Origin of the sequence: Microbacterium sp. USHLN186 (genome assembly GCF_037145155.1) — a bacterium.
Classification (GTDB): domain Bacteria; phylum Actinomycetota; class Actinomycetes; order Actinomycetales; family Microbacteriaceae; genus Microbacterium.
The window spans coordinates 301,558-323,117 of sequence record NZ_JBBCYA010000002.1 but is presented as its reverse complement, the minus strand read 5'-3'; the positions used below and the strand labels follow the sequence as shown (position 1 = coordinate 323,117).

The 21,560-nt window shown below is 69.1% G+C and carries 19 protein-coding genes; 2 read left to right on the top strand and 17 right to left on the bottom strand.

Annotation, left to right across the window (positions count from 1 at the left end; all coding sequences use genetic code 11):
- Positions 1-8 precede the first annotated feature (8 nt).
- The 6 genes from WFG93_RS05550 to WFG93_RS05525 are packed head-to-tail and all read right to left on the bottom strand — an operon-like array spanning position 9 to position 7,006.
- Positions 9-1,352: an alpha-L-fucosidase gene (locus WFG93_RS05550; protein WP_336645329.1), complete on the bottom strand. Its 1,344-nt coding sequence runs from the start codon at positions 1,350-1,352 to the stop codon at positions 9-11.
- A complete protein-coding gene (locus WFG93_RS05545) occupies positions 1,346-2,884 on the bottom strand; it encodes a M81 family metallopeptidase (RefSeq protein ID WP_336645703.1) in 1,539 nt (512 codons plus the stop codon). The genes WFG93_RS05550 and WFG93_RS05545 overlap by 7 nt, the downstream gene beginning before the upstream one ends.
- 59 nt (positions 2,885-2,943) lie before the next feature.
- Entirely contained in the window at positions 2,944-3,885 is a 942-nt protein-coding gene (locus WFG93_RS05540) for an ROK family protein (protein ID WP_336645328.1), read from the bottom strand.
- A gap of 7 nt (positions 3,886-3,892) precedes the next feature.
- Positions 3,893-4,816 carry a carbohydrate ABC transporter permease gene (locus WFG93_RS05535; protein WP_336645327.1) on the bottom strand — a complete coding sequence of 308 codons (924 nt, stop codon included), beginning with the start codon at positions 4,814-4,816 and terminating at the stop codon, positions 3,893-3,895.
- Positions 4,806-5,717 carry a carbohydrate ABC transporter permease gene (locus tag WFG93_RS05530; RefSeq protein ID WP_336645326.1) on the bottom strand — a complete coding sequence of 304 codons (912 nt, stop codon included), beginning with the start codon at positions 5,715-5,717 and terminating at the stop codon, positions 4,806-4,808. Before WFG93_RS05530 ends, WFG93_RS05535 begins: the two co-directional genes overlap by 11 nt.
- Positions 5,718-5,758: 41 nt before the next feature.
- Entirely contained in the window at positions 5,759-7,006 is a 1,248-nt protein-coding gene (locus WFG93_RS05525; RefSeq protein ID WP_336645325.1) for an ABC transporter substrate-binding protein, read from the bottom strand.
- Positions 7,007-7,186: 180 nt separating this feature from the next.
- Here WFG93_RS05525 and WFG93_RS05520 point away from each other — a divergent pair, with 180 nt between their 5' ends.
- Positions 7,187-8,323: an ROK family transcriptional regulator gene (locus WFG93_RS05520; RefSeq protein ID WP_336645324.1), complete on the top strand. Its 1,137-nt coding sequence runs from the start codon at positions 7,187-7,189 to the stop codon at positions 8,321-8,323.
- 7 nt (positions 8,324-8,330) lie between these two features.
- Here WFG93_RS05520 and WFG93_RS05515 read toward each other — a convergent pair whose 3' ends face one another.
- The 8 genes from WFG93_RS05515 to WFG93_RS05480 all read right to left on the bottom strand — a co-directional run bounded on the left by WFG93_RS05515 (position 8,331) and on the right by WFG93_RS05480 (position 18,475).
- Positions 8,331-9,590, bottom strand: coding sequence for an alpha-L-fucosidase (locus tag WFG93_RS05515; RefSeq protein ID WP_336645323.1), 1,260 nt, complete (start codon positions 9,588-9,590; stop codon positions 8,331-8,333).
- A 92-nt stretch (positions 9,591-9,682) separates the two neighbouring features.
- Entirely contained in the window at positions 9,683-10,711 is a 1,029-nt protein-coding gene (gene ilvC, locus WFG93_RS05510; protein ID WP_336645322.1) for a ketol-acid reductoisomerase, read from the bottom strand.
- A 77-nt stretch (positions 10,712-10,788) separates the two neighbouring features.
- Positions 10,789-11,298 carry an acetolactate synthase small subunit gene (gene ilvN, locus WFG93_RS05505; protein WP_336645321.1) on the bottom strand — a complete coding sequence of 170 codons (510 nt, stop codon included), beginning with the start codon at positions 11,296-11,298 and terminating at the stop codon, positions 10,789-10,791.
- Between the two features lie 3 nt (positions 11,299-11,301).
- A complete protein-coding gene (locus WFG93_RS05500) occupies positions 11,302-13,104 on the bottom strand; it encodes an acetolactate synthase large subunit (RefSeq protein WP_336645320.1) in 1,803 nt (600 codons plus the stop codon).
- A 58-nt stretch (positions 13,105-13,162) separates the two neighbouring features.
- Positions 13,163-14,896 carry a dihydroxy-acid dehydratase gene (gene ilvD / locus WFG93_RS05495; RefSeq protein ID WP_336645319.1) on the bottom strand — a complete coding sequence of 578 codons (1,734 nt, stop codon included), beginning with the start codon at positions 14,894-14,896 and terminating at the stop codon, positions 13,163-13,165.
- A gap of 9 nt (positions 14,897-14,905) precedes the next feature.
- The gene (gene otsB, locus WFG93_RS05490) at positions 14,906-15,703 is read right to left on the bottom strand and encodes a trehalose-phosphatase (RefSeq protein ID WP_336645318.1); all 798 of its coding nucleotides are present in this window, start codon (positions 15,701-15,703) and stop codon (positions 14,906-14,908) included.
- Positions 15,703-17,172, bottom strand: a complete 1,470-nt coding sequence (locus WFG93_RS05485; RefSeq protein ID WP_336645317.1) for an alpha,alpha-trehalose-phosphate synthase (UDP-forming) — start codon at positions 17,170-17,172, stop codon at positions 15,703-15,705. The genes otsB and WFG93_RS05485 overlap by 1 nt, the downstream gene beginning before the upstream one ends.
- Positions 17,173-17,251: 79 nt before the next feature.
- Entirely contained in the window at positions 17,252-18,475 is a 1,224-nt protein-coding gene (locus WFG93_RS05480) for an MFS transporter (RefSeq protein ID WP_336645316.1), read from the bottom strand.
- A gap of 132 nt (positions 18,476-18,607) precedes the next feature.
- On the opposite strand from WFG93_RS05480, the gene WFG93_RS05475 reads away from it, so the two are divergent.
- Positions 18,608-18,886 carry a hypothetical protein gene (locus WFG93_RS05475; RefSeq protein ID WP_336645315.1) on the top strand — a complete coding sequence of 93 codons (279 nt, stop codon included), beginning with the start codon at positions 18,608-18,610 and terminating at the stop codon, positions 18,884-18,886.
- Positions 18,887-18,904: 18 nt separating this feature from the next.
- Here the strand turns inward: WFG93_RS05475 and WFG93_RS05470 are convergent, their stop codons facing one another.
- From WFG93_RS05470 to WFG93_RS05460, 3 genes are read right to left on the bottom strand one after another with little or no spacing between them, the layout of a single operon-like run.
- Positions 18,905-20,083 carry an acetyl-CoA C-acetyltransferase gene (locus WFG93_RS05470; RefSeq protein ID WP_336645314.1) on the bottom strand — a complete coding sequence of 393 codons (1,179 nt, stop codon included), beginning with the start codon at positions 20,081-20,083 and terminating at the stop codon, positions 18,905-18,907.
- The gene (locus WFG93_RS05465) at positions 20,080-20,733 is read right to left on the bottom strand and encodes a CoA transferase subunit B (RefSeq protein WP_336645313.1); all 654 of its coding nucleotides are present in this window, start codon (positions 20,731-20,733) and stop codon (positions 20,080-20,082) included. Before WFG93_RS05465 ends, WFG93_RS05470 begins: the two co-directional genes overlap by 4 nt.
- A 2-nt stretch (positions 20,734-20,735) precedes the next feature.
- Positions 20,736-21,506, bottom strand: coding sequence for a CoA transferase subunit A (locus WFG93_RS05460; protein ID WP_336645312.1), 771 nt, complete (start codon positions 21,504-21,506; stop codon positions 20,736-20,738).
- Positions 21,507-21,560 lie beyond the last annotated feature (54 nt).

Sequence of the window (21,560 nt, the reverse complement as noted above, 5' to 3'; positions counted from 1 at the left end):
CCGAGCACTCATGAGACGGTCGCCGTCGCGACCGGCTGCTCGCGCAGCGCGGGCGGGACGGTGAGCACGGTGGAGCCGTCCGCCGCGGTGCGGGCGTGCGCGATCGACCCATCGGCCCAGCGGGCTTCGCGCCCGGACAGCTCAGGGGGCAGCGTCAGCTGCCCCTGAGCGGGGTCCATGGCGTGCACGTGCACGCCCGCCGCAGAGGCCGTGTATCGCACCGGGCTGACCGGCTCGCCGAAGCGGATCCAGGGCCGGGTTCCGTAGATCGCGGCGCCGTTCTGCGCAAGCCACGCGCCCATGGTGCGCATCGCCTCGCGCTGCAGCTGCGGGATCGCCCCGTCCGCGGCAGGGCCGACGTTGATGAGCAGATTGCCGTTCTTGGACACCACATCCACGAGCATGCGCACCAGTTCGGCGCCCGAAAGCGAGTGCCGCTCATCCTCGGCCTGGTTGAAGCCGAACGAGTAGCCGAGACCACGCGTCGATTCCCAGGGCGTGTCGAGGATGCCGGGAATGTGCCGGTACTCGCGGGTGAGGAAGCCGTGATACGGCACACCCCAGCGGTCGTTGACCACGCCCTCGGGCACCGCGGCGAAGTAGCGCTCGAGCAGGGCTGCGACGGCGTAGTCGTCGCGGCCCTTGCCGCCGTCCGGCCACTCGATGTCGTTCCACAGCACATCCGGAGAGAAGCGCTGCACGAGCTCGTCGAGCTGCGCGGCGGCATAGCGCGCGAAGTGGGCGTCGTTGCGGCGGAAGCGGAACAGGTCGGTGTCGGATTCGATGGGCGGGAAGTCGCTGACATGCCAGTCCAGAGCACCGGAGTAGTAGACCCCGAAGCGGGCTCCGGCCCGTCGGGTCGCGTCGTGGAATTCGCCGATGAGGTCGCGCCGCGGACCGCGGGCGACCGCGTTGAACCCCGTCGTGCGCGTGTCCCACAGGCAGAAGCCCTCATGGTGCTTGGTCGTGGGGATGATGTACCGGGCGCCCGCGCCGACGAGCTCGCCGACGAACGCGTCCGCGTCGAAGGCGGCGGCGTCCCAGAGATCGGCGAGGTCCTCGTACGAGGTGCCGGGGCCGTAAAGCTGCTGGTGCCTCTCCCAGGTCGGGCTGCCCGCGATGCGCACGGTGTTGCCGTACCACTCGGCGTACTGATGCCAGGCGTAGGCGTCCTCGGCGGGGATGTTGACCCCTTCGCCGTGCTGCACCGCCCAGGCGGGCACCGAGTACAGGCCCCAGTGCACGAAGAAGCCCAGCTTCGCGTCGCGGTACCACTCGGGCACGCCGTTGCTCGGGTAGGCGGGCGCGTCGGCGCCGAAGTCCGGGCCGGTGCGGGTCTCGAAGTTCAGCATGCCGGGCTCTCCTCGCGTCGGCTCACGTGTGCGGTCAGTGCGGGGGTCCCGTCGGTGTCGAACGGGAACACTCCCGGCTGCAGGCGGTGATGTCCCAGTCGCAGCAGATCCTGGTCGACGCCGCCCGGGGTGAGCGCGAGCGTCCAGTCCGCGGCCAGTCGGTACAGCTCGGGTTCGAGGTAGCCGATCTTCACCACGACGATGTCGGCGCCCTCCGGGTCCAGCCCCAGCATGCGGAAGTCCTCGAGGTGGTGGAAGGGCTTGCGGCGCTCGGTGATGATGGCATGCAGCCCGCCCACCCGGATGACCGCCTGCGTGCCGGCATCCGGGTCGCCCTCGGTGAGGGAGAAGACCTCGCCGGTGATCTGCAGCGGCCCGCGCGGCCCGTCGTCCACCTGCGCACCCGCGGTGAGGGTCACGCTGGCCCCGACACCGGCCGCCACGGCAAGCGCGACCGCGTCGGCGTCGAAGATCGAGGCGACCAGCGTGATGTGCGAGCCATCGATCAGCTCGGGCCGGGCGAGCAGCTCGCCGAGCGTCCAGGTCACGTCGCCGGCACCGCCCGCGGTGGGGTTGTCGCCGGAATCCGAGATGACGTAGGGCCGTGCCGCATCGGGCGCGAGAGCCTTCTGCAGCGCACCGTCCAGCGTGGCCGTGGGCGCGACGAAGACGAAGTCCTCTCTGGCGTCCCAGAACTGTCGCGCGATGCGCTCTGCCTCACGGGCGATGAGCTGCTGGTCGTCGCCGATCACCACGACGTACGCCTGGCAGCGCGGTTCGTCGGCCCACGCGTAGCCGATCCAGACCGACGCGTCGATGACCCCGTCCATCGCCTCGATCCCCGGCAGCTCGGCGTAGATGCTCAGCGCAGGCTCGAGGCGGGTCGAGGTCTTCTCGCCCGGCAGCAGCACCGGCACGGGCACCCATGCCTTGAACGGCCAACGGCGCACCGGGTCGGCGCCGTGTTCGCCGCGCAGCCGCGCGAGCAGGTTCCACACCGCCCGCTCCTTCGTGTTCAGCCAGTCCTCGTGGGGTGCCATCCGGTAGCAGGTGAGCAGATCGACCTGGTCGCGCAGCACCTCCGAGACGTTGCCGTGCAGGTCCATGGAGGTCGAGATCAGCGTGTCTGGACCCAGCGCTTCCCGCACCGCCGTGGCGAGGTCACCCTCGGCGTCCTGCATCCCGATCACGCTCATCGCGCCGTGGATGTCGAAGAAGAAGCCATCGAACGGTCCTTCGGCGCGGATCGCGTCGAGGATGGCGGTCTTCATCCGCTGGTAGGTGGCCGGGTCGACGGCGCCGCCGGGCAGGGAGCGACCGTGGTGCAGCGGCACCCAGGTGGCCGCTTCGCGCAGCTCGCGCCCCTCGTCGAGGAAGGGGTAGTAGCCGATCAGGTCCGCTCCGGTACGGATCGTGAACGCCTCGTCGCCCGACACGTGCGGGGAGAAGGTGCTGGACTCGATGGAGATGCCGGCGATGCCGATGCGCGGCGCGCTCAGGCCGCCCTCGGCCACATCCGGCAGCGGGCCCATCCAGATCTCACTGGCTTCCGGTCGTTCGGTCACTGTCGCTCCTTCGGACGAGAGATGGGTCAGGATGCCGCAGTCAGCACGAGGCTGCGTGCGGTCTCGATGGCGCCCAGCGCCACCGCGTCGCCGCCCAGGCGGGCGGGCAGGATGTGCAGGGGGATGCCGGAGACGGGTGCGTCGGTGTGCAGCGCCTCGTCTATTCCGGGACGCAGCAGCTCCCACGCGTGCGCGACTCCCCCGCCGACGATGGCGCGCGGCAGGTCGAGCAACGTGGCGGCGCTCGCGCACGCGCGTCCCAGCGCCCGTCCGGCAGCGTGGAACGCGGCCCGCGCGTCGGCATCGCCGTCGCGGGCGAGGGCTGCGACCTCACGCGAACCGCCGACGTCCCGGCCGCTGCGTTCGGTGTAGCGCAAACCGATCGAGGTGCCCGAGGCGAGCGTCTCGAGGTGTCCGATCTGCCCGCAGGTGCAGACGAGATCGCTGTAGCCGGGAGTGTGACCGATCTCACCGGCCGCCCCGTGCGGGCCGCGTCGCAGCTCGCCGTCGATGATCACCGCCCCGCCGACACCGGTGCCGAGCATGACCCCGAGGACGTCGTCACGGATGCCGGCGGCGGCCGCTTCCCCGAGCAGGAAGGCGTTCACGTCGTTCTCGACGCCGACCGGCACGCCCAGGCGCGCCGAGAGCTCCGCGCCGAGCGGGAATCCGGTCCAGCCGACGAATGTGGCCGACGCCGCGCGGATCGATCCGCTCGCGTGATCGATGACACCGGCGGCGCCGACGCCCGCGCTGCGGAGCCGGACGCCGGCCCGGGCGGCGAGTGCGGCCGCCAGCGCTGCGGCGGCATCCGCCATCGCCGTGCCGCCCTCGCGAGCAGGCGCGGGCACACTGCCGCGCGAACGGATCTCTCCGGCGTCGTCGACGATGAGGGCGGAGATCTTCGTCCCACCGATGTCGATGCCGGCGTGGCCGGGAACGGCCACGGTCTCGTGTTGCTGTGCCATGCCGGGATCAGCGCCCGCCGAGTCCGGCCATGGCGATCCCCTTGACCAGGTGCTTCTGCAGCGCGACGACCAGCAGCGTGGTCGGGATCATCGAGATGATCGACGCGGCCATCTGCAGGTCCCAGCGCGTGCCCGTCAGGCCGGAGAAGCTGGCCAGTCCCACCGGCAGCGTCCCGTGCGCGTTGTAGTCGACCGTGACGATCAGCGGCCAGAGATAACTGTTCCAGAAGGACAGGAACGTGAACACCGCCAGCACCGCCACCGCAGAGGTCGACAGCGGCAGGATGATTCGCAGGAAGCAGCGCAGCGGCCCGGCTCCGTCGACGCGCGCGGCCTCCTCGAGCTCGTAGGGGATGCCACGGAAGAACTGGCGCATCAGGAAGGTGCCGAACGCGGTGAACGCGAACGGGAAGATCAGGGCCTGGTAGGTGTCGACCCACCCGAACCACTGCATGACCTGGAACATGGGGATCACGAGCACCTCTGCGGGCACCATGAGAGTCGCCAGGAAGAGCACGAACACCGCATCGCGGCCCTTCCAGCGCAGCCGTCCGAAGGCGTAGCCGGCCGTGGTCGAGACCAGCAGCACGACGAGCGTGCCGGCGACCGAGGTGAACAGCGAGTTGCCGATGTAGGTCCAGAACGGGCCGAAGGCGAACACCTCTGCGAAGTTCGACCAGCGCACCTCCGAGCCGATCAGGCGCGGTGGCATCGAGAAGATGTCGTTGTTCGGCTTCAGGGCGGAGAAGAACGCGTAGACCAGCGGAAGCATGAACAGCGCGGCGGCGACATAGATGCTGATGTGGCCGATGATCAGGCGCACGCGTGCCGCGGGTGTTATGGGCGCACGGCCCCGGCGTCCCTCGACGTGCACGTGCACGTCGTCGGGGGTGGCGGTGAGAACCGGCTGGACGACGGTGTCAGTGCTCATAGTGCACCCACTTCTTCTGCGCCCCGAACTGGAGCGCGGTGATGATGATGATGAGGGCGAACAGGATCCAGGCGCCTGCGGCCGCGAGACCGAGATCCTGGAACTTGAAGCCCTGGTTGTAGATCCACATGACCAGCGGCATGGTTGAGTTGCCCGGGCCACCGCCGGTGAGCAGCTGCGGCTGCACGAACACCTGCAGCGAGGTGATCATGGTCATGATCGTGGCGAAGAAGATCGCCGGCGAGATCATCGGGATCATCACGCTCCAGATCATGCGCAGTCCCCGCGCGCCGTCGATGCGGGCCGCTTCCACCACGCTCTCGGGCAGCTGCTCCAGCGCCGCGGAGAAGATGAGCATGTTGTAGCCGAGTCCCTGCCAGACGCTCATGACGACGACCATGATCATCGCCCACTGCCGGTCGGCGAGGAAGTTCGGTAGTTCCACGCCGAACCAGGTCTGTGCGAGGCCGTTGAACAGGCCCTGCGGCTGCAGCAGCATCTTCCAGACGAGGACGTTCGCCACCATCGGCGTCACGACCGGGATGAAGAACAGCACGCGCAGCGCCCCTCGGCCGCGGATGCGGGGGCCGAGGCCGAGCGCGAGCGCCAATGAGAGCGCGATGCTGACCGGAACGTAGAGGACCGTGAACACCAGCGTGTTGCGCAGCGACGGGAGGAAGTTCGGGTCCTCGAACAGGCGCAGGTAGTTGGCTCCGCCGTTGAAGGTGCGATCGCCGAAGGTCGGCCAGTCGAAGAAGCTCATCACGACGGACAAGACGACGGGCACGATCGTGAACAGGGCGAGGCCCACCAGGGCTGGGCTTGCGAAGCCCAGCGCCTGGCGCGCCTCGACCTTGGCGAACGACCCGCGACGACGCTGCGGGGCGGTCGAGATGGTCATCTGCGTTTCCTTTTTCAGGGCGAGTGCCCCGGATCGATGTGTCAGTTGCCGAACTGCTGCTGTGCAGAGGTGAGCACGTCCTTCATGGACGTCTGACCGTTGTAGACGCTCACGAGCTCGGGCTGGACGAAGGTGCCGACCTTGGCCCAGTTGTCCGAGACGTACTGGCCCTGCACGTTGGCGAAGGCTGCGTCGAACACCGACTGCACCTCGTCGCGGTAGGCCTCGTCGAGCGACTCGAAGTACAGCGGCTGGCTCTCGGCACGCGCCGGGTAGCTGCGCCCGGACGAGGCGATGTAATCCTGCGCGTCCTTGCTGAGCAGCGAGCCGAGCACCTTCAGAGCCGCCTCCTTGTTCTCGCACGACTTGGCGATACCGAAGCCCGAGCCGAGGATGAGGCTGAGATCGCCGTTCTTCCCGGTGGGCAGCGGCGCCATACCCGCGGCGAAGCCGTCGTCGTTGGTGAGGTAGCCCACGGCGTTCCACGTGCCGTCGACGGCCATCGCCGCGTTCTGGCCGGTGAACTGGTTCTCGCCCCAGCCGGTGTCGGAGGCGGATGCCACCGGCGCGGCGACCTTCTGGTCGGTGACCAGACCGGCGTACCACTCGGCGGCCGACACGAAGTCCTTGTCGGTGAGCTGCAGCGTGCCGTCCTCGGCGACCGGCTGGGTGCCCGACTTCGCGATGGGCAGCGCCTGCCACTGGAAGTCGCCCATCCCGATGCCGAAGCCGTACTTGCCCCCGGTCGTCGCCTTCTTGGCGATGGCCTCGAAGTCGTCGAAGGTCCAGCCCACGGCGGGCATGTCGGCGCCGGCTGCGGTGAGCATGTCCTTGTTGTAGTACGTCAGCATGGTCGCGACGTCGAACGGCAGACCGTACATGTCGCCCTTGTTCTTCAGGATCTCGGTCGCGCCGTCGGCGAAGTCGCTCTCGGCGAGCCCGGCGGTCTTCAGGTCGTCGGCGGTCAGCTTGACGAAGCCGTCCGTGTAGCTGGCCAGCTGGCCGGAGTTCATCCCCGTCACGCACGCCATGTTGCCGGAGGCCATGTTCGTCGTGAGCTTGGTGAAGAAGTCTCCCCACGGCGCGGTGCGCAGCTCGATCTTGAGATCGGGGTTCTGCTTCTTCGCCACCTCGATCTGCGCCTCGAGCGCGGCGGTGTCGTCCTCGCTGCCGGACCACATGTCGACGACGATGGCGTCTCCGTCTGCTCCGCCGTTCGCGTTGCCGCTCCCGCTCGCGCAGCCGGTCATCGCGACCGCGCCGACCGCGATGACAGCGATGGCGCTCACCCGCATCTTCTTCATTGAATGCCTCCTTGCTCAAGGTGCTGGACCGTTATTTCGGTCTTCGAAACAACATCTGATTGTTTTGCAGGAAGTTACCGTGTCATGATTCGATTCCAAGCGCAAGCCGAACATCGGATGTTTTTTCCGACCGGGCCGCACCGACATCGATGAGAGACGAGCAGCATGGCCGCCACGACGACTGACGACACCCGCCGGATCCTGGACCTGGTCGCCAGCGGGCGGGCTCGCTCGCGCTCCCAGCTGGCCGCTCAGCTCGGCGTCGCGGCCTCGACCGTCGGACTGCGCGTGCAGGCCCTGCTGGATTCTGGGGTGCTGCAGGAGGCCGGTGAGGGCAGCTCGCGCGGCGGACGACGTCCGCGCATGCTGCGCGTCGCGGATGACGGCGGGGTCGTGCTGACCGCCGATCTCGGAGGCGGCCATGCCCGCATCGGTCGTCACGGTCTGTCTGGAGCGATCCAGCGCACCCAGACCATCCCCATCGACCTGACGGAAGGGCCCGAGCGCACGCTCGTGCTTATCGGCGCGGCGATGGAGAAGATGGTGACCGGCTCACCTGTGCGAGCCGTCGGAGTGGGGCTCCCGGGACCCGTGCGCGTGGAGTCGGGCAGCGTTGATCAGCCTTCCCGTATGCCGGGGTGGGCCGGTTTCCGCGTCGGCGACCACCTGCGCGGACGATTCGGAAGTGCACCCGTCGTGGTGGACAACGACGCGAACCTCGCCGCTCTCGGCGAGCACCGCGCCCAGTTCGGCACCTCTCAGCACAGCATCACCGTGAAGGCGGGCACGGCGATCGGCAGCGGGATCATCGTCGGGGGTCACGTGCATCGCGGCGCAAGCGGCGCAGCCGGCGACATCACGCACACCCGCATCGACGGAGGCGGCGACGTGCCCTGCTCCTGCGGCAACACCGGCTGCCTCGAGACGGTGGCCAGTGGCGCCAGCCTCGTGCGCCAGATGACCGAGCGGGGCATCACCGGCATCCGCTCGGCGGAACAGGTGCTGGCGCTCGCGCGCGACGCCGACCCGGTCGCCACCACGCTCGTGCGCACGGCGGGCACTCACCTCGGCCAGGCCCTGTCGGGGATGGTCAACTTCTTCAACCCGCACGCTGTCTTCCTGACTGGGAGCATGAGCGCCTCCGAACCCTTCCTGGCCGCGGTGCGCAGTCGCGTGTACGAGGCCTGCCACCCGTTGGCGACCCAGACGCTGCGCATCGAAGCCGCGGGCACGGGTGCGGATGCGATCGTGCTGGGCGCGGCGCGGCTGGCGCTGGACGCCCTCGAACTGCCCGCCGCCTGAGCCGCGCTCAGTTGAGGGTCAGCTCGATCACCGGCATCAGCACATCCGGCCGCCGCACCGGAAGGTGCACGGTCAGCGTCCCGTCCGCCTCGCCGGCCGGCGTCATGTGCGACGCCTGCTGCCCCGGATCGGTCACCGAGGTCCTCAACCACGACCCGTCGTTCAGCAGCCGGGCGAAGGCGACCCGCCCCGCGAGAGCCGGCAGGTGCACGAAGCCGAGCGGCCAGGTGAACAGGTGCAGGTAGAGCCGGTTCCCGCGACGCGTGTAGACGCCCTCGCGCGGCGGGGTGAAGTCGGTGTGGCCGGCGCCGACGATGGCATCGCGGTGCAGCAGCATCCACTCGCCGATCTCGTCGAGTGTGCGTACGTCCCGGGGTGCGAGTGCACCGCGACCGTCGGGGCCGACGTTCAGCAGCATGTTGCCGTCCATCGAGACCGAGTCGGCCAGCATCTGCACCAGCAGCGTCGGCGACTTCTGATCGGTGTTGTCTCGGTGGTAGCCCCATGAGCCGTTGAGCGTCTGGCACGCCTCCCACACCTGTGGCACGCCGTCGACGACCAGCGGAGATGTCGGCTGGTACTGCTCCGGAGTGACGAGGTCGGCGGGGATGCCGAGTCGGTCGTTGACCAGCATGTCGGGCTGCAGTTGGCGGCACAGCCGCAGCAGCGCGGCGGCGTCCCAGTCCTCCGGCCCCTTCCCGGCCCAGCCCTCGCGATGTTCCGGATAGGTGAAATCGAAGAAGAGATAGTCGATCGCTCCGTAGCCGGTGAGCAGCTCGCGAACCTGCCTGTGCAGATACTCGCGGTAGCGAGCCATCTCGCGGTCCTGGTTGAGGGCCGGGGCGTGCGCATCGTCGCGGCGCGGGTGGTTCCAGTCGACGGTGAAGTCGGGGTGGTGCCAGTCGATGAGCGAGTAATACAGCCCCACCCGGAGGCCCTCGGCGCGCAGAGCATCCACGTACTCGCGCACGAGGTCGCGGCCGCACGCGTGCTGCGCGGTGAACTCGGTGAGGGCCGAGTCGAACAGGCAGAAGCCGTCGTGGTGCTTGGCGGTGAGCACGACATATGACATCCCGGTCTCCTTCGCGCGACGCGCGAGTGCGCGGGCATCGAAGCGGTCGGGCTCGAAATGGTCGAAGTACTGCCGGTACTCGTCGTCGGACAGTCGCTCATAGCTTTGGACCCACTCGTGCCGCGCGGCGATGCTGTAGACACCGAAGTGCACGAACATGCCGAAGCGCGCGGTGTCGAACCATTCCTGTCGCATGCACTCATCCTTGCACAGACATCCGATGTCTCAACGGCAAAGACGAAGAAGGGAGGCACCCGCGAACAGGTGCCTCCCTCTCTTGCCGACGGTCAGCGCGCGGCGCTGCCCTCGACGTAGTCCTCGTCCTGCGACTTCCAGGCGAACAGCGAACGCAGCTCCTTGCCGGTCGCCTCGATGGGGTGTCCCTGTTCCTTCTCGCGAAGGGCGAGGAACTCCTCGGCACCGTTGTCCTGGTCCTCGATGAAGCGCTTCGCGAATGCGCCCGACTGGATGTCGGCGAGCACGCCCTGCATCCGCTCCTTCACACCGGCGTCGATGACGCGCGGGCCCGACACGTAGTCGCCGAACTCCGCGGTGTCCGAGATCGACCAGCGCTGCTTGGCGATGCCGCCCTCCCACATCAGGTCGACGATGAGCTTGAGCTCGTGCAGCACCTCGAAGTAGGCGATCTGCGGCTGATAGCCCGCCTCGACGAGGGTTTCGAAGCCCGCCTGCACGAGGTGGCTCATGCCGCCGCACAGCACGGCCTGCTCGCCGAACAGGTCGGTCTCGGTCTCCTCGGTGAAGGTCGTCTTGATGACGCCGGCCCGGGTGCCGCCGATGGCCTTCGCGTACGACAGGGCGAGGTCCCACGCCTTGCCGGAGGCGTCGCGCTCGACCGCGATGATGTCGGGGATGCCGCGCCCGGCGACGAACTCGCGACGCACGGTGTGCCCCGGCGCCTTGGGGGCGACCAGAATCACGTCGACGCCCTCGGGAGCGTCGATGTAGCCGAAACGGATGTTGAAGCCGTGCGCGAAGGCGAGCGCCTTGCCTGCGGTCAGCTTGTCCTTGATCGACTCGTTGTAGATGGTGCGCTGGTGCTGGTCCGGCGCGAGGATCATGATGACGTCCGCCCACTCGGCCGCGTCGGCGACGCTCTTCACGGGGAAGCCGGCCTCTTCGGCCTTGGCGATCGACTTCGAGCCCTCCTTGAGGGCGATGGCGACCTCGACGCCCGAGTCGCGCAGGTTCATCGCGTGGGCGTGGCCCTGCGAGCCGTAGCCGACGATCGCGACCTTCTTGCTCTGGATGATCGAGAGGTCGGCGTCCGCGTCGTAGAAGATCTCGGTGCTCACGGTGTTCTTTCTCCTTGCTAGTGGTTTGCGGGCCCTTCGACAGGCTCAGGGACCCAGAAGTTCGTATCGTCGAGGGGTCAGCCGCGCAGGACGCGCTCGGTGATGCTCTTGCCGCCGCGTCCTATGGCGAGCAGGCCGGACTGCGCGAGCTCCTTGATGCCGAACGGATCGAGGGCGCGCAGCAGCGCCTGCACCTTCCCCTGGTCCCCGGTCACCTCGACGACGAGCGCGTCGGGAGCGTAGTCGACGATGGAGGCGCGGAACAGGTTCACGATCTCGAGGATGTTCGAGCGCGTGTTGTTGTCGGTGCGCACCTTGATGAGCATGTGCTCGCGCTGCACGGACGTCGACGGCTCCAGCTCGACGATCTTGATGACGTTGACCAGCTTGTTCAGCTGCTTGGTCACCTGCTCGAGCGGCAGGGCGTCGACGTCGACCACCACGGTGATGCGCGAGATGCCGGCGACCTCGGTCACACCGACCGCGAGGGAGTGGATGTTGAAGCCACGGCGCGCGAACAGGCCGGCGACGCGGGTCAGGATGCCGGGAGTGTCCTCGACCAGCAGACTCAGCACGTGGGTGGACATGGCTCAGCTCTCCTCGTCGAACGCCGGGGCGTGGTCGCGGGCGTACTGGATGTAGCTGTTGCTCACACCCTGCGGCACCATGGGCCACACCATCGCATCGGCGCTCACCACGAAGTCGATCACCACGGGCCGATCGTCTGTCTCCAGAGCGGTCTTGATCGCGGCATCCACCTCGTCCTCGGTCTCGACGCGCAGCGCGAGACAGCCGTACGCCTCGGCGAGCTTGACGAAGTCCGGGATGCGCACGCTGCCGTGGCCGGTGTTCAGGTCGGTGTTCGAGTGCCGACCGTCGTAGAACAGCGTCTGCCACTGACGCACCATGCCCAACGAGGAGTTGTTGATGATGGCGACCTTGATCGGGATGTTGTTGATGACGCAGGTCGCGAGCTCCTGGTTCGTCATCTGGAAGCAGCCGTCGCCGTCGATCGCCCAGACCACGCGATCCGGTTCGGCGACCTTGGCCCCCATCGCGGCAGGCACCGAGTAGCCCATCGTGCCGGCGCCGCCGGAGTTCAGCCAGGAGTTCGGCCGCTCGTACTTGATGAACTGCGCCGCCCACATCTGATGCTGGCCGACGCCCGACGCGTAGACCGCCTCCGGGCCGGTGAGCTCGCCGATGCGCTGGATCACGTACTGCGGCGAGAGGTGACCGTCGTCGGTGGACGCGTAGCCCAGTGGGAACTCCGACTTCAGTCCGTCCAGGTACGACCACCACTCGTCGGTGTCCGGCTTGCGCCCGGCGATCGCCCCACGGTAGGCCGTGTCGAGGTCGACGAGCACCTCGCGCACGTCGCCCACGATGGGCACGTTCGCTGTGCGGATCTTGGAGATCTCAGCCGGGTCTATGTCGACGTGCACGACCTTGGCGTCCGGCGCGAACAGCGCGGCCTTGCCCGTGACGCGATCGTCGAAGCGCGCGCCCAGCGAGACGATGAGGTCGGACTCCTGCAGTGCGAGCACCGCGGGGACGGTGCCGTGCATGCCCGGCATCCCCAGCTGCTGCGGATGCGAGTCGGGGAAGGCGCCGCGGGCCATCAGGGTCGTGACCACCGGCGCACCGGTGGACTCGGCCAGCGTGAGCAGTTCGGCGGAGGCATGCGCGCGGATCACACCGCCGCCCACGTACAGCACGGGCTTCTTCGCCTCGGCGAGCATCGCCGCCGCGGCCTGGATCTGCTTGCCGTGCGCCTTGGTGACCGGGCGGTAGCCGGGCAGGTCGATCTTGGGCGGCCAGATGAACGGGGCGACCTGCTGCTGGGCGTCCTTCGTGATGTCCACCAGCACGGGGCCGGGGCGCCCCGTCGAGGCGATCTCGTACGCGGCCGCGATCGCACCGGGGATGTCCGCGGCGGACTTGACCAGGAACGAGTGCTTGGTGATCGGCATCGTGATGCCGACGATGTCAGCCTCCTGGAACGCGTCCGTGCCCATCAGCGTCGAGAACACCTGCCCGGTGATGGCCAGCAGCGGCACGGAGTCCATGTAGGCGTCGGCGATGGCGGTGACGAGGTTGGTCGCGCCCGGGCCGGAGGTGGCGATGCACACGCCGACCTTGCCGGTCGCCGAGGCGTAGCCCTCCGCCGCGTGCCCCGCGCCCTGTTCGTGGCGTACCAGCACGTGCCGCAGGCCCGACGAATCCATCAGCGGGTCGTAGACCGGCATGATGGCGCCGCCCGGGATGCCGAAGACATCCGTGACGCCGAGGTTCTCGAGCGAGCGGACCACGGCCTGAGCTCCGGTGAGCTCAGGGGCGGCGGCGGGGCGTGCGGGCGGCCGCGGCACGGCTGGCGCGGTGTCAGGAGTCATTTCGCATCCTTGGTGTCTCATACGCTCTGGACGTTGCGTCCTCGAGCTTGTCGAAGGGTCAGCCCGTCACCGCTCCCTGTGCGGCGGAGCGCACGAGACGGGAGTACTTGGCGAGGACGCCACGGGTGTAGCGCGGGGGCAGCGGCTCCCAGCCTTCCCGGCGGGAGTTCAGCTCGGACTCCTCGACGAGTAGCTCGAGGGAGCGAGCCGCGATATCGACCCGTATCAGATCACCATCGCGCACGAAGGCGATCGGACCGGCGTCCACCGCTTCGGGTGCTATGTGGCCGATGCACAGGCCGGTTGTGCCGCCTGAGAATCGTCCGTCCGTCAAGAGTAGTACATCTTTTCCGAGGCCCGCGCCCTTGATGGCCGCGGTGATGGCGAGCATCTCACGCATTCCCGGGCCGCCCTTGGGGCCCTCGTAGCGGATCACGATCACGTCGCCGGGGTTGATCTCTCCGGCGGCCAGGGCATCCATCGCGCCCCGTTCGCGCTCGAAGACGCGTGCCGGTCCCTCGAACACGTCGGCGTCGAAACCGGCCGACTTCACCACGGCGCCCTCCGGGGCGAGCGAGCCGTGCAGGATCGTGATGCCGCCGGAGGAGTGGATCGGGTTGTCGAAGGTGTGGATGACGTCGCCGTCGACCGGGTCCGGGTTCAGCTCGCGCAGGTTCTCAGCCACGGTCTTGCCGGTGACGGTGAGCGCGTCGCCGTGGATGAGCCCCTTGTCGAGCATCGCCTTCATGATGACCGGGATGCCGCCGTGGCGGTCGACGTCGTTCATGACGTACTGGCCGAACGGCTTCATGTCCGCCACGTGCGGGGTGCGGCTGCCGATGCGGTTGAAGTCGTGCAGCGAGAGCTCGATGCCGGCCTCGTTCGCGATGGCGAGCAGGTGCAGCACCACATTCGTGGAGCCGCCGAGGGCCATGGCGAGCGCGATGGCGTTCTCGAAGGACTCCTTGGTGAGGATGTCCTTCGTGGTGATGCCTTGGCGCAGCAGGTTCACGACGGCCTCGCCGGAGCGGTGCGCGAAGTAGTCGCGGCGGCGGTCGGCGGCGGGCGGGGCGGCGGAGCCGGGCAGGCTCAGTCCGAGGGCCTCGGCGACGGAGGCCATGGTGTTGGCGGTGTACATGCCGCCGCAGGCGCCCTCGCCCGGGGCGAACGCGCACTCGATGCGCTTGAGGTCCTCCTCGGTCATGCGCCCGGCGCGGCAGGCGCCGACTCCCTCGAAGGAGTCGATGATCGTGATGTCCTTCTCGGTTCCGTCCGAGAGCTTGACCCATCCTGGTGCGATGGATCCGGCGTACAGGAACACGCTCGAGAGCCCCAGGCGAGCGCTGGCCATCAGCATGCCGGGGATGGACTTGTCGCACCCGGCGAGCAGCACCGTCCCGTCCAGCCGCTCCGCCATGATCACGGTCTCGACCGAATCGGCGATGACCTCGCGGGAAACGAGCGAGAAGTGCATTCCCTCGTGCCCCATCGAGATGCCGTCCGAGACGGAGATGGTGCCGAACTGCAGCGGGTAGCCGCCGCCGGAGTGCACGCCCTCCTTCGCGCCCTGCGCCAGACGGTCCAGGCTGAGGTTGCAGGGGGTGATCTCGTTCCAGCTCGAGGCGATCCCGACCTGCGGCTTGTCCCAGTCCGCGTCGCCCATGCCGACCGCACGCAGCATGCCCCGCGAGGTGGTCGCCTCGATCCCGTCGGTGACGACGCGGCTGCGGGGCTTGATGTCGATGTCGGGAGCGCTGCCGGTCGCGCCGGGCTGAGAATCACGGGTGGACATGACGGAAGTCTATTCCGGCCGGGTGCTCCGCACCGACGCGATGACGTCCAGAACTTCCGCGATCTGCTGTGGGGATTCCACACGCAGCGCTGCGGCTGTCTGTCCCGGTCCCACCCGCACCCCGAGGTCGTCCGCCCCGAGCACGCGCATCGCGTCCTCGTCGGTCACGTCGTCACCCGCGAAGAGGATGCCGGTGGCGGCGGTGCGCTCGCGCAGCACCGAGATGGCGGTGTCCTTGCCCTCGTCCCGCGACGCGTACTCGAGGATGCGGTCGCCGGTGCGCCGCCGCCAGTGCGCGGCACGTCGGGCGAACACCTCGTCCACGGCGGTGAAGGCGGCCTTCTCCACCTCGGCCGACGCGGGTCGCCCGTGCACGCCGATGCCGAAGGTCTTGCGCTCCAGCTCCACGCCCGGATACTCCGCGATCAGGGGGGTCAACTCATCCAGCATCGCATCGCGCAGCTCGCGCTCGGACTCGCCGTCCTCGCTGCCTGCCTCCCCCTCCCCCGGGTACCAGAACTGCGCGCCGTGCGAACCCGAGAGCACGATCGGCGAGTCGTCAGCGTGCTCGGCGATCTCGCGCAGGTGCACCAGGCTGCGACCGGAGACGAAGGCGACGGTGGTGTCGGCCAGTTCGCTCAGGCGCTCGATCGCGGCGCGCACCGCGGGCACCGCGCGCGCCGACATGGGATCGTCGACGAGCTCGGATGCCGTGCCGTCGAAGTCGAGGGCGACGAGCAGGCGTGGTGTGCGGGCGATCCGCTCGACGGCGTCGTCGGGAGCTGCGTGGTCCCAGGTGTGCGTCATCACTGCTCCCCCTCCCCCGCGACGTCGGCGGGACTGTGCTCGTGAGCGTGACCGTGCCCGTGTCCGCGGTGGCGATGGCGTCCCGCGTGATCGAGCGCCTTCAGGAACGACCGCGACCACGCGGTGACGTCGTTCTCGAGCACGCGCTTGCGCAGCGCGCGCATGCGCTTGCCCTGCTCGGGGCGCGGCATCTCGATGGCATCCACGATCGCGTCCTTGAGTCCCTCGATGTCGTGCGGGTTCACCCGCAGAGCCTGACGCAGCTCGTCGGCGGCACCGGCGAACTCGCTGAGCACGAGCACACCGCGGTTGTCGGAGCGAGTGGCGACGTACTCCTTCGCGACGAGGTTCATGCCGTCGCGAAGTGCCGTGACCAGCATGACGTCTGCGGCGAGATACATGGCCACCATCTCCTCGCGCGGGAAGCCCTGATGCAGGTAGCGGATCGCCGTGTGACCGAGGGTGTCGTGGTCGCCGTTGATCCGGCCGATCGACAGCTCCACCTCGTCGCGCAGGTGCATGTACGCGTCCACCCGCTCACGGCTCGGGCTGGCCACTTGGACGAAGGCGACATCCTCGACCGAGATGCGCCCTTGATCGAGCAGTTCTCCGTACGCCTTGATGCGGTGCCGGATGCCCTTGGTGTAGTCGAGTCGATCGACGCCGAGCAGGATGTGCTTCGGGTGGCCGAGCCCCTCGCGGATCTCCATCGCGCGAGCGCGGATGTCGGGGCGCTGCGCCAGCTCGCGGTATGGGGTCGTGTCGATCGAGATGGGGAACGCCTTCACCAGCGGCGTGCGCCCGTCGGGCAGGGTGATGCTCGTCGCCTTGGTCTCGTGGCCGAGACGCCGCTTGGCGGCGGCGAGGAAGTTCGAGGCGTCCTGCGCGCGCTGGAAGCCGATCACGTCGGCGCCGAGCAGTCCGCGCAGCACCTGGTCCCGCCAGGGCAGCTGCGCGTACAGGCCATGCGCCGGGAACGGGATGTGGTGGAAGTAGCCGATGGTGACATCGGGGCGCAGCCCGCGCACCATCTCGGGCACGAGCTGGAGCTGGTAGTCGTGCACCCACACCGTGCCGCCCTCGGCGACCGCGGCGGCGGCGGCCTCGGCGAAGCGGAGGTTGACCGTGACGTACGCCTCCCACCACTGCCGGTCGTACTGCGGCGGCGCGATCACGTCGTGGTACAGCGGCCAGATGGTGTCGTTGGAGAACCCCTCGTAGTAGTCGCGCACCTCCTGCTCGCTCAGCGTCACCGGAAGCAGGCGGATGCCGTCGGCCTCGAACGGCGCGAACTCGAGGTCCGGCTGGCCTGCCCACCCGACCCAGGCCCCGTCGACGCTGCGCATCATCGGCTCGAGAGCGGCGACCAGGCCGCCCGGCGAGGTGCGCCAGATCTCCTCACCCTCGGGCGTGACGATCCGGTCCACCGGAAGGCGATTGGCGACGACCACGAACTCTGCGGCGACCATGTGACTCCTCTGTTCGGTGTCTCCAGGCTACCCAGGCCGCGGATGCACCGCCGGGCCTTGACGAGCCCGGGAGTCGGTGTCAGCGCTGCACGGGGCTGAGCAGCCGGTTGCCGATCCCCGCGATCACCACGACGGCGGCCGCGACGAGCGGCATCAGCAGCGCGGGTGCCGAACCGCCCTGCTCGGCGATTGCGCCGGTGACGGCGGACGCCGCCGCCTGCCCTACGACGACTCCCGAGCCGAGCATCGTCATCACGGTCGCGGAACGGCCGAGCGGGCTGCGCGCAGCGCCGAGGCTGTACTGCGTGACGATGGTGGGCCCCACCCCGACGCCCACCACGGCGAGGGCGAGGAGCATGAGGGGCACCGTCTCGGCGAGCGCGAACAGCACCGATCCACCGAGGAGGATTCCGCCGAATACCAGCCAGCGCGCGTGCAGGGTGAACCGCGCCGGCAGCCAGGCCACGCCCAGGGCGAGCACCGCCGATCCGACGCCCATCACGCCGTACAGCAGGCCGGCCTGCTCGGGGGCGCCGCGGTCCGCCATGAACGAGGTGAGCGAGGTGAGGGACGCGCCGAAGAACAGCCCGACTCCGAAGATGCCGACCACGACGACCAGCAACGCTGGCCGGAACAGCTCGGTGGCCGATGACGGCGCGCTGCCGTCCGAGCGGCGCTGCGCCGACACGTGCCGCGCGGTGGGATGCAGCGCGAACGCGCCCACGAAGACCAGGGTCAGCAGCGACGCGATCGCGATGGGCGCCCAGGGCGCGATGAGCGACGCCAGCACGCCCACCAGGAACGGCCCGAAGACGAACACGGTCTCGTCGGCGGCGGACTCGTACGACATGGTCGACGAGGTCGTGCGGACCCGGCGCTCCGCCGGCATCCGCTCGGCGATCAGCGTCACCAGCCGCGACCGCGACATGGGCGACACCTGGGGGGCGCTCGCTCCGATCGCGAAGGCCGACAGCAGCACCACGGCGTCGGCGAGCGGCGTGTACACGACGACCGCGAAGCTGGCGAGCATGGTCGCGTTCACCGCGGCGCACACCAGCAGCACCGGCCGCTGCCCGCACCGATCGGCCGCCGCGCCGAGGAACGGGCCGACCAGCGCGGTACCCAGCCCCACTGAGGCGGAGGTCAGCCCGCCGAGCGACAGCGATCCGCGCACCGTGACCACCATCGTCAGCACGCCGACCACCATCATCGCGAAGGGCAGTCGCGCAGTGAAAGCGATGAGGAAGTACGGCAGGCCGGCCAGGCGCAGCAGGCTGGAAGAGGAAGGGGTGGTCTGTGTCATGGCTCTCGCACGTCGAACGACGCAGGTCGGGTGCCGCCGTTGTCCGCCGGAGTGCCGGCGGCCGGTAGATACACAGCAGGATCAGCTGTCAACCCTACCGGAGCAGGCGTCCGCCTCGGCTAGCGTGGTCGCATGCGCTATCTGCTTCACACCGGCCTCTTCAGCGCCATCACCACCGGCTTCACTCTGCTGCGCCATTCCCGCAGCCAGCAGATCACCTGGCGTGCGGTGCTCGCCTGGGTGAGCTGGATCATCACGCTCTCCCTGGCGATCGGTGGGGTGAAGGACATGCGCCGACAGGAGAAGGGGCTGCCGGTGGCGGCCGACTCGCCGTTCGCCCCCAAGCCCGACAAGAAGGATCGCCGGGCGAAGCGCCGCGACGAGGTCAAACGCATCTCGAAGAAGCGCTGACCCCGTCGCGCGCACATCTCAGCGGGTGAGGATGAGCGCCTCGCCCTGCCCGCCGCCGCCGCACAGCGCCGCGACAGCGGTGCCCGAGCCGCGCTGAGCCAGCTGGTGCGCGAGATGCACCACCAGACGCGCGCCGCTGGCGCCGATGGGGTGTCCGATCGCGATGCCGCCGCCGTGCACGTTGACGATGTCGCTCGAGACGCCGAGCTCCTGCTGCGACCGGGCCACGACCGCGCCGAACGCCTCGTTGATCTCGATGAGATCGAGCTGGGCCACGCCGATGCCCTGCTTGTCGAGCGCTCGACGGATGGCCTGAGCGGGCTGCGCCTGCAGCGAGTTGTCTGGCCCTGCGGTCTGCCCGCTGGCGCCGATCACAGCCAGCACGGACCACCCCTGGGCGTCGGCGTTCTCGCGTGTCGTCACGACGACGGCGGCCGCGCCGTCGGAGATCTGCGAGGCGTTGCCGGCGGTGATCGTGCCCCCCTCGGCGAACGCGGGTCGCAGCCCTGCGAGGGACTCCACGGTGGTGCCGGGACGTACCCCCTCGTCCTTCGTCAGCACGAGCGGATCGCCCTTGCGCTGCGGCACGGTGACCGGCACGATCTCTGCCTCGAATACGCCCGAGTCCAGACCGGCCGCGGCACGCTGGTGCGAGAGCGCGGCGATGGTGTCCTGCATCTCGCGTGTCATCTCGAAGCGCGGGTTGTGGCGCTCGGTCGACGCTCCCATGCTCTCGCGGTCGTAGGCGTCGGTGAGTCCGTCGTAGGCCATGTGATCGAGCACCTCGACGCTGCCGTAGGTCCAGCCATCGCGTGAGCCCATCAGCAGGTGCGGGGCGCGGGTCATCGACTCCATGCCGCCCGCGACGACAGTGGTGGCATCCCCGGTGCGGATCATGCGCGCCGCGTCGATGATCGCCGTCAGCCCCGAGAGGCAGACCTTGTTCACCGAGCTGGCGGGAACATCCCAGCCGATCCCCGCCCCCACAGCCGCCTGACGCGCGGCATTCTGGCCGGAGCCCGCGGCGAGCACCTGCCCCATGATGACGGCGTCGATGGCATCCGGGGCGATCGCGGCCTGCTCCAGCGCGCCGCGGATGGCCAGCGCGCCGAGCTGCGGTGCGGTGAACGAGGCGAGCTGTCCTTTCAGACGGCCCTGGGGGGTGCGGGCGGCGGCGACGATGACGATGTCGCTCATGAGCTCTCCTTCAGCGTATCTGCGATGGTCAGTGTGGGCTCGGTGGCGTCCATTACCTGCTGGACGCTCACTCCGGGCGCGGTCTCGACGAGCACGAGCCCGTCGTCGGTCACGTCGATCACGGCGAGATCGGTGATGATGCGATCGACCACTCCCCTGCCGGTCAGCGGCAGCGAGCATTCGTCCACGATCTTGGCCGACCCGTCGCGTGCGACGTGCTCCATCAGGACGATCACCCGGCCGGCGCCGTGCACGAGGTCCATCGCCCCGCCGGGACCCTTCACCATCTTGCCCGGGATCATCCAGTTCGCCAGGTCGCCGTTCGCCGACACCTGCATGGCGCCGAGGATCGCGGCGTCGATCTTCCCGCCCCGGATCATGCCGAAGCTGGTGGCCGAGTCGAAGAACGCCGCCCCCGGCAGGAGGGTGACGGTCTCCTTGCCGGCGTTGATCAGGTCGGGGTCGACGTTCTCCTCGGTGGGGTACGGCCCGACGCCGAGGATGCCGTTCTCGGACTGCAGCACGACGGTGACGCCCTCGGGGACGTGGTTGGGCACCAGGGTCGGCAGGCCGATGCCCAGGTTGACGTACTCGCCGTCGGCGAGCTCCTGCGCGGCACGGGCCGCCATCTCGATGCGGGTGAGCGCCATGATCAGGCTCCTTCCTGGACGGTGCGTCGTTCGATGCGCTTCTCGATGTCCGCGCCGACCTCGACCACCCGGTGCACGTACACGCCGGGCAGGTGGATGCAGTCGGGATCCAGCTCGCCCGGCTCGACCAGCTCCTCCACCTGCGCGATGCAGATGCGCCCGGCCATGGCCGCCAGCGGGTTGAAGTTGCGCGCGGCCTTGTTGAAGATGAGGTTGCCGTGCCGGTCGCCCTTCAGCGCGTGCACGAGCGCGAAATCGGTGGTGATCGACTCCTCGAGCACGAAGTCGCGCTGCTCCCCGTGGAAGTCGAAGCTGCGCACCTCCTTGACGGGAGAGGCCACCGCGATCGCGCCGTCGGCGCTGTAGCGCCGGGGCAGCCCGCCTTCGGCGACCTGCGTGCCGACGCCCGTCTGGGTGAAGAACGCGGCGATACCGGAGCCGCCGGCACGCAGCTTCTCGGCCAGCGTGCCCTGCGGGGTGAGCTCGAGCTCGAGGTCGCCCTCCAGGAACTGGCGCTCGAACTCCTTGTTCTCGCCCACGTAGGACGAGGTCATCTTGCTGATGCGGTGGGCGCCGAGCAGGATGCCGAGGCCCCAGTCGTCGACGCCGCAGTTGTTGCTGACGACGCTGAGACCGCCGGTGCCCTGCGCGTGCAGGGCCTCGATGAGCTTCATCGGGTTGCCCGACAGACCGAAGCCGCCGACGGCGAGCGAGGCGCCGTCCGGGATGTCTGCCACGGCCTCGGCCGCGGATGCGAACTGCTTGTCGATCAAGACCACTCCTTCGTGTGCGATTCCTCCAGCATCCGTCCGGCGCGGGCCGGCGGG

Excerpts from the sequence above, each read along its gene's own strand:
- WFG93_RS05485 (WP_336645317.1), bottom strand. The coding sequence starts at position 17,172 with ATGGTCGCCGCAGAGTTCGTGGTCGTCGCCAATCGCCTTCCGGTGGAC.
- WFG93_RS05500 (WP_336645320.1), bottom strand. The coding sequence starts at position 13,104 with ATGACTCCTGACACCGCGCCAGCCGTGCCGCGGCCGCCCGCACGCCCC.
- WFG93_RS05545 (WP_336645703.1), bottom strand. The coding sequence starts at position 2,884 with ATGGGCCCGCTGCCGGATGTGGCCGAGGGCGGCCTGAGCGCGCCGCGC.
- ilvD (WP_336645319.1), bottom strand. The coding sequence starts at position 14,896 with ATGTCCACCCGTGATTCTCAGCCCGGCGCGACCGGCAGCGCTCCCGAC.
- WFG93_RS05535 (WP_336645327.1), bottom strand. The coding sequence starts at position 4,816 with ATGAGCACTGACACCGTCGTCCAGCCGGTTCTCACCGCCACCCCCGAC.
- ilvN (WP_336645321.1), bottom strand. The coding sequence starts at position 11,298 with ATGTCCACCCACGTGCTGAGTCTGCTGGTCGAGGACACTCCCGGCATC.
- WFG93_RS05530 (WP_336645326.1), bottom strand. The coding sequence starts at position 5,717 with ATGACCATCTCGACCGCCCCGCAGCGTCGTCGCGGGTCGTTCGCCAAG.
- otsB (WP_336645318.1), bottom strand. The coding sequence starts at position 15,703 with ATGACGCACACCTGGGACCACGCAGCTCCCGACGACGCCGTCGAGCGG.
- WFG93_RS05520 (WP_336645324.1), top strand. The coding sequence starts at position 7,187 with ATGGCCGCCACGACGACTGACGACACCCGCCGGATCCTGGACCTGGTC.
- WFG93_RS05550 (WP_336645329.1), bottom strand. The coding sequence starts at position 1,352 with ATGCTGAACTTCGAGACCCGCACCGGCCCGGACTTCGGCGCCGACGCG.
- WFG93_RS05540 (WP_336645328.1), bottom strand. The coding sequence starts at position 3,885 with ATGGCACAGCAACACGAGACCGTGGCCGTTCCCGGCCACGCCGGCATC.
- WFG93_RS05480 (WP_336645316.1), bottom strand. The coding sequence starts at position 18,475 with ATGACACAGACCACCCCTTCCTCTTCCAGCCTGCTGCGCCTGGCCGGC.
- WFG93_RS05465 (WP_336645313.1), bottom strand. The coding sequence starts at position 20,733 with ATGGCGCTCACCCGCATCGAGATGGCGGCCCGTGCCGCGCAGGAGCTC.
- WFG93_RS05470 (WP_336645314.1), bottom strand. The coding sequence starts at position 20,083 with ATGAGCGACATCGTCATCGTCGCCGCCGCCCGCACCCCCCAGGGCCGT.
- WFG93_RS05515 (WP_336645323.1), bottom strand. The coding sequence starts at position 9,590 with ATGCGACAGGAATGGTTCGACACCGCGCGCTTCGGCATGTTCGTGCAC.
- WFG93_RS05475 (WP_336645315.1), top strand. The coding sequence starts at position 18,608 with ATGCGCTATCTGCTTCACACCGGCCTCTTCAGCGCCATCACCACCGGC.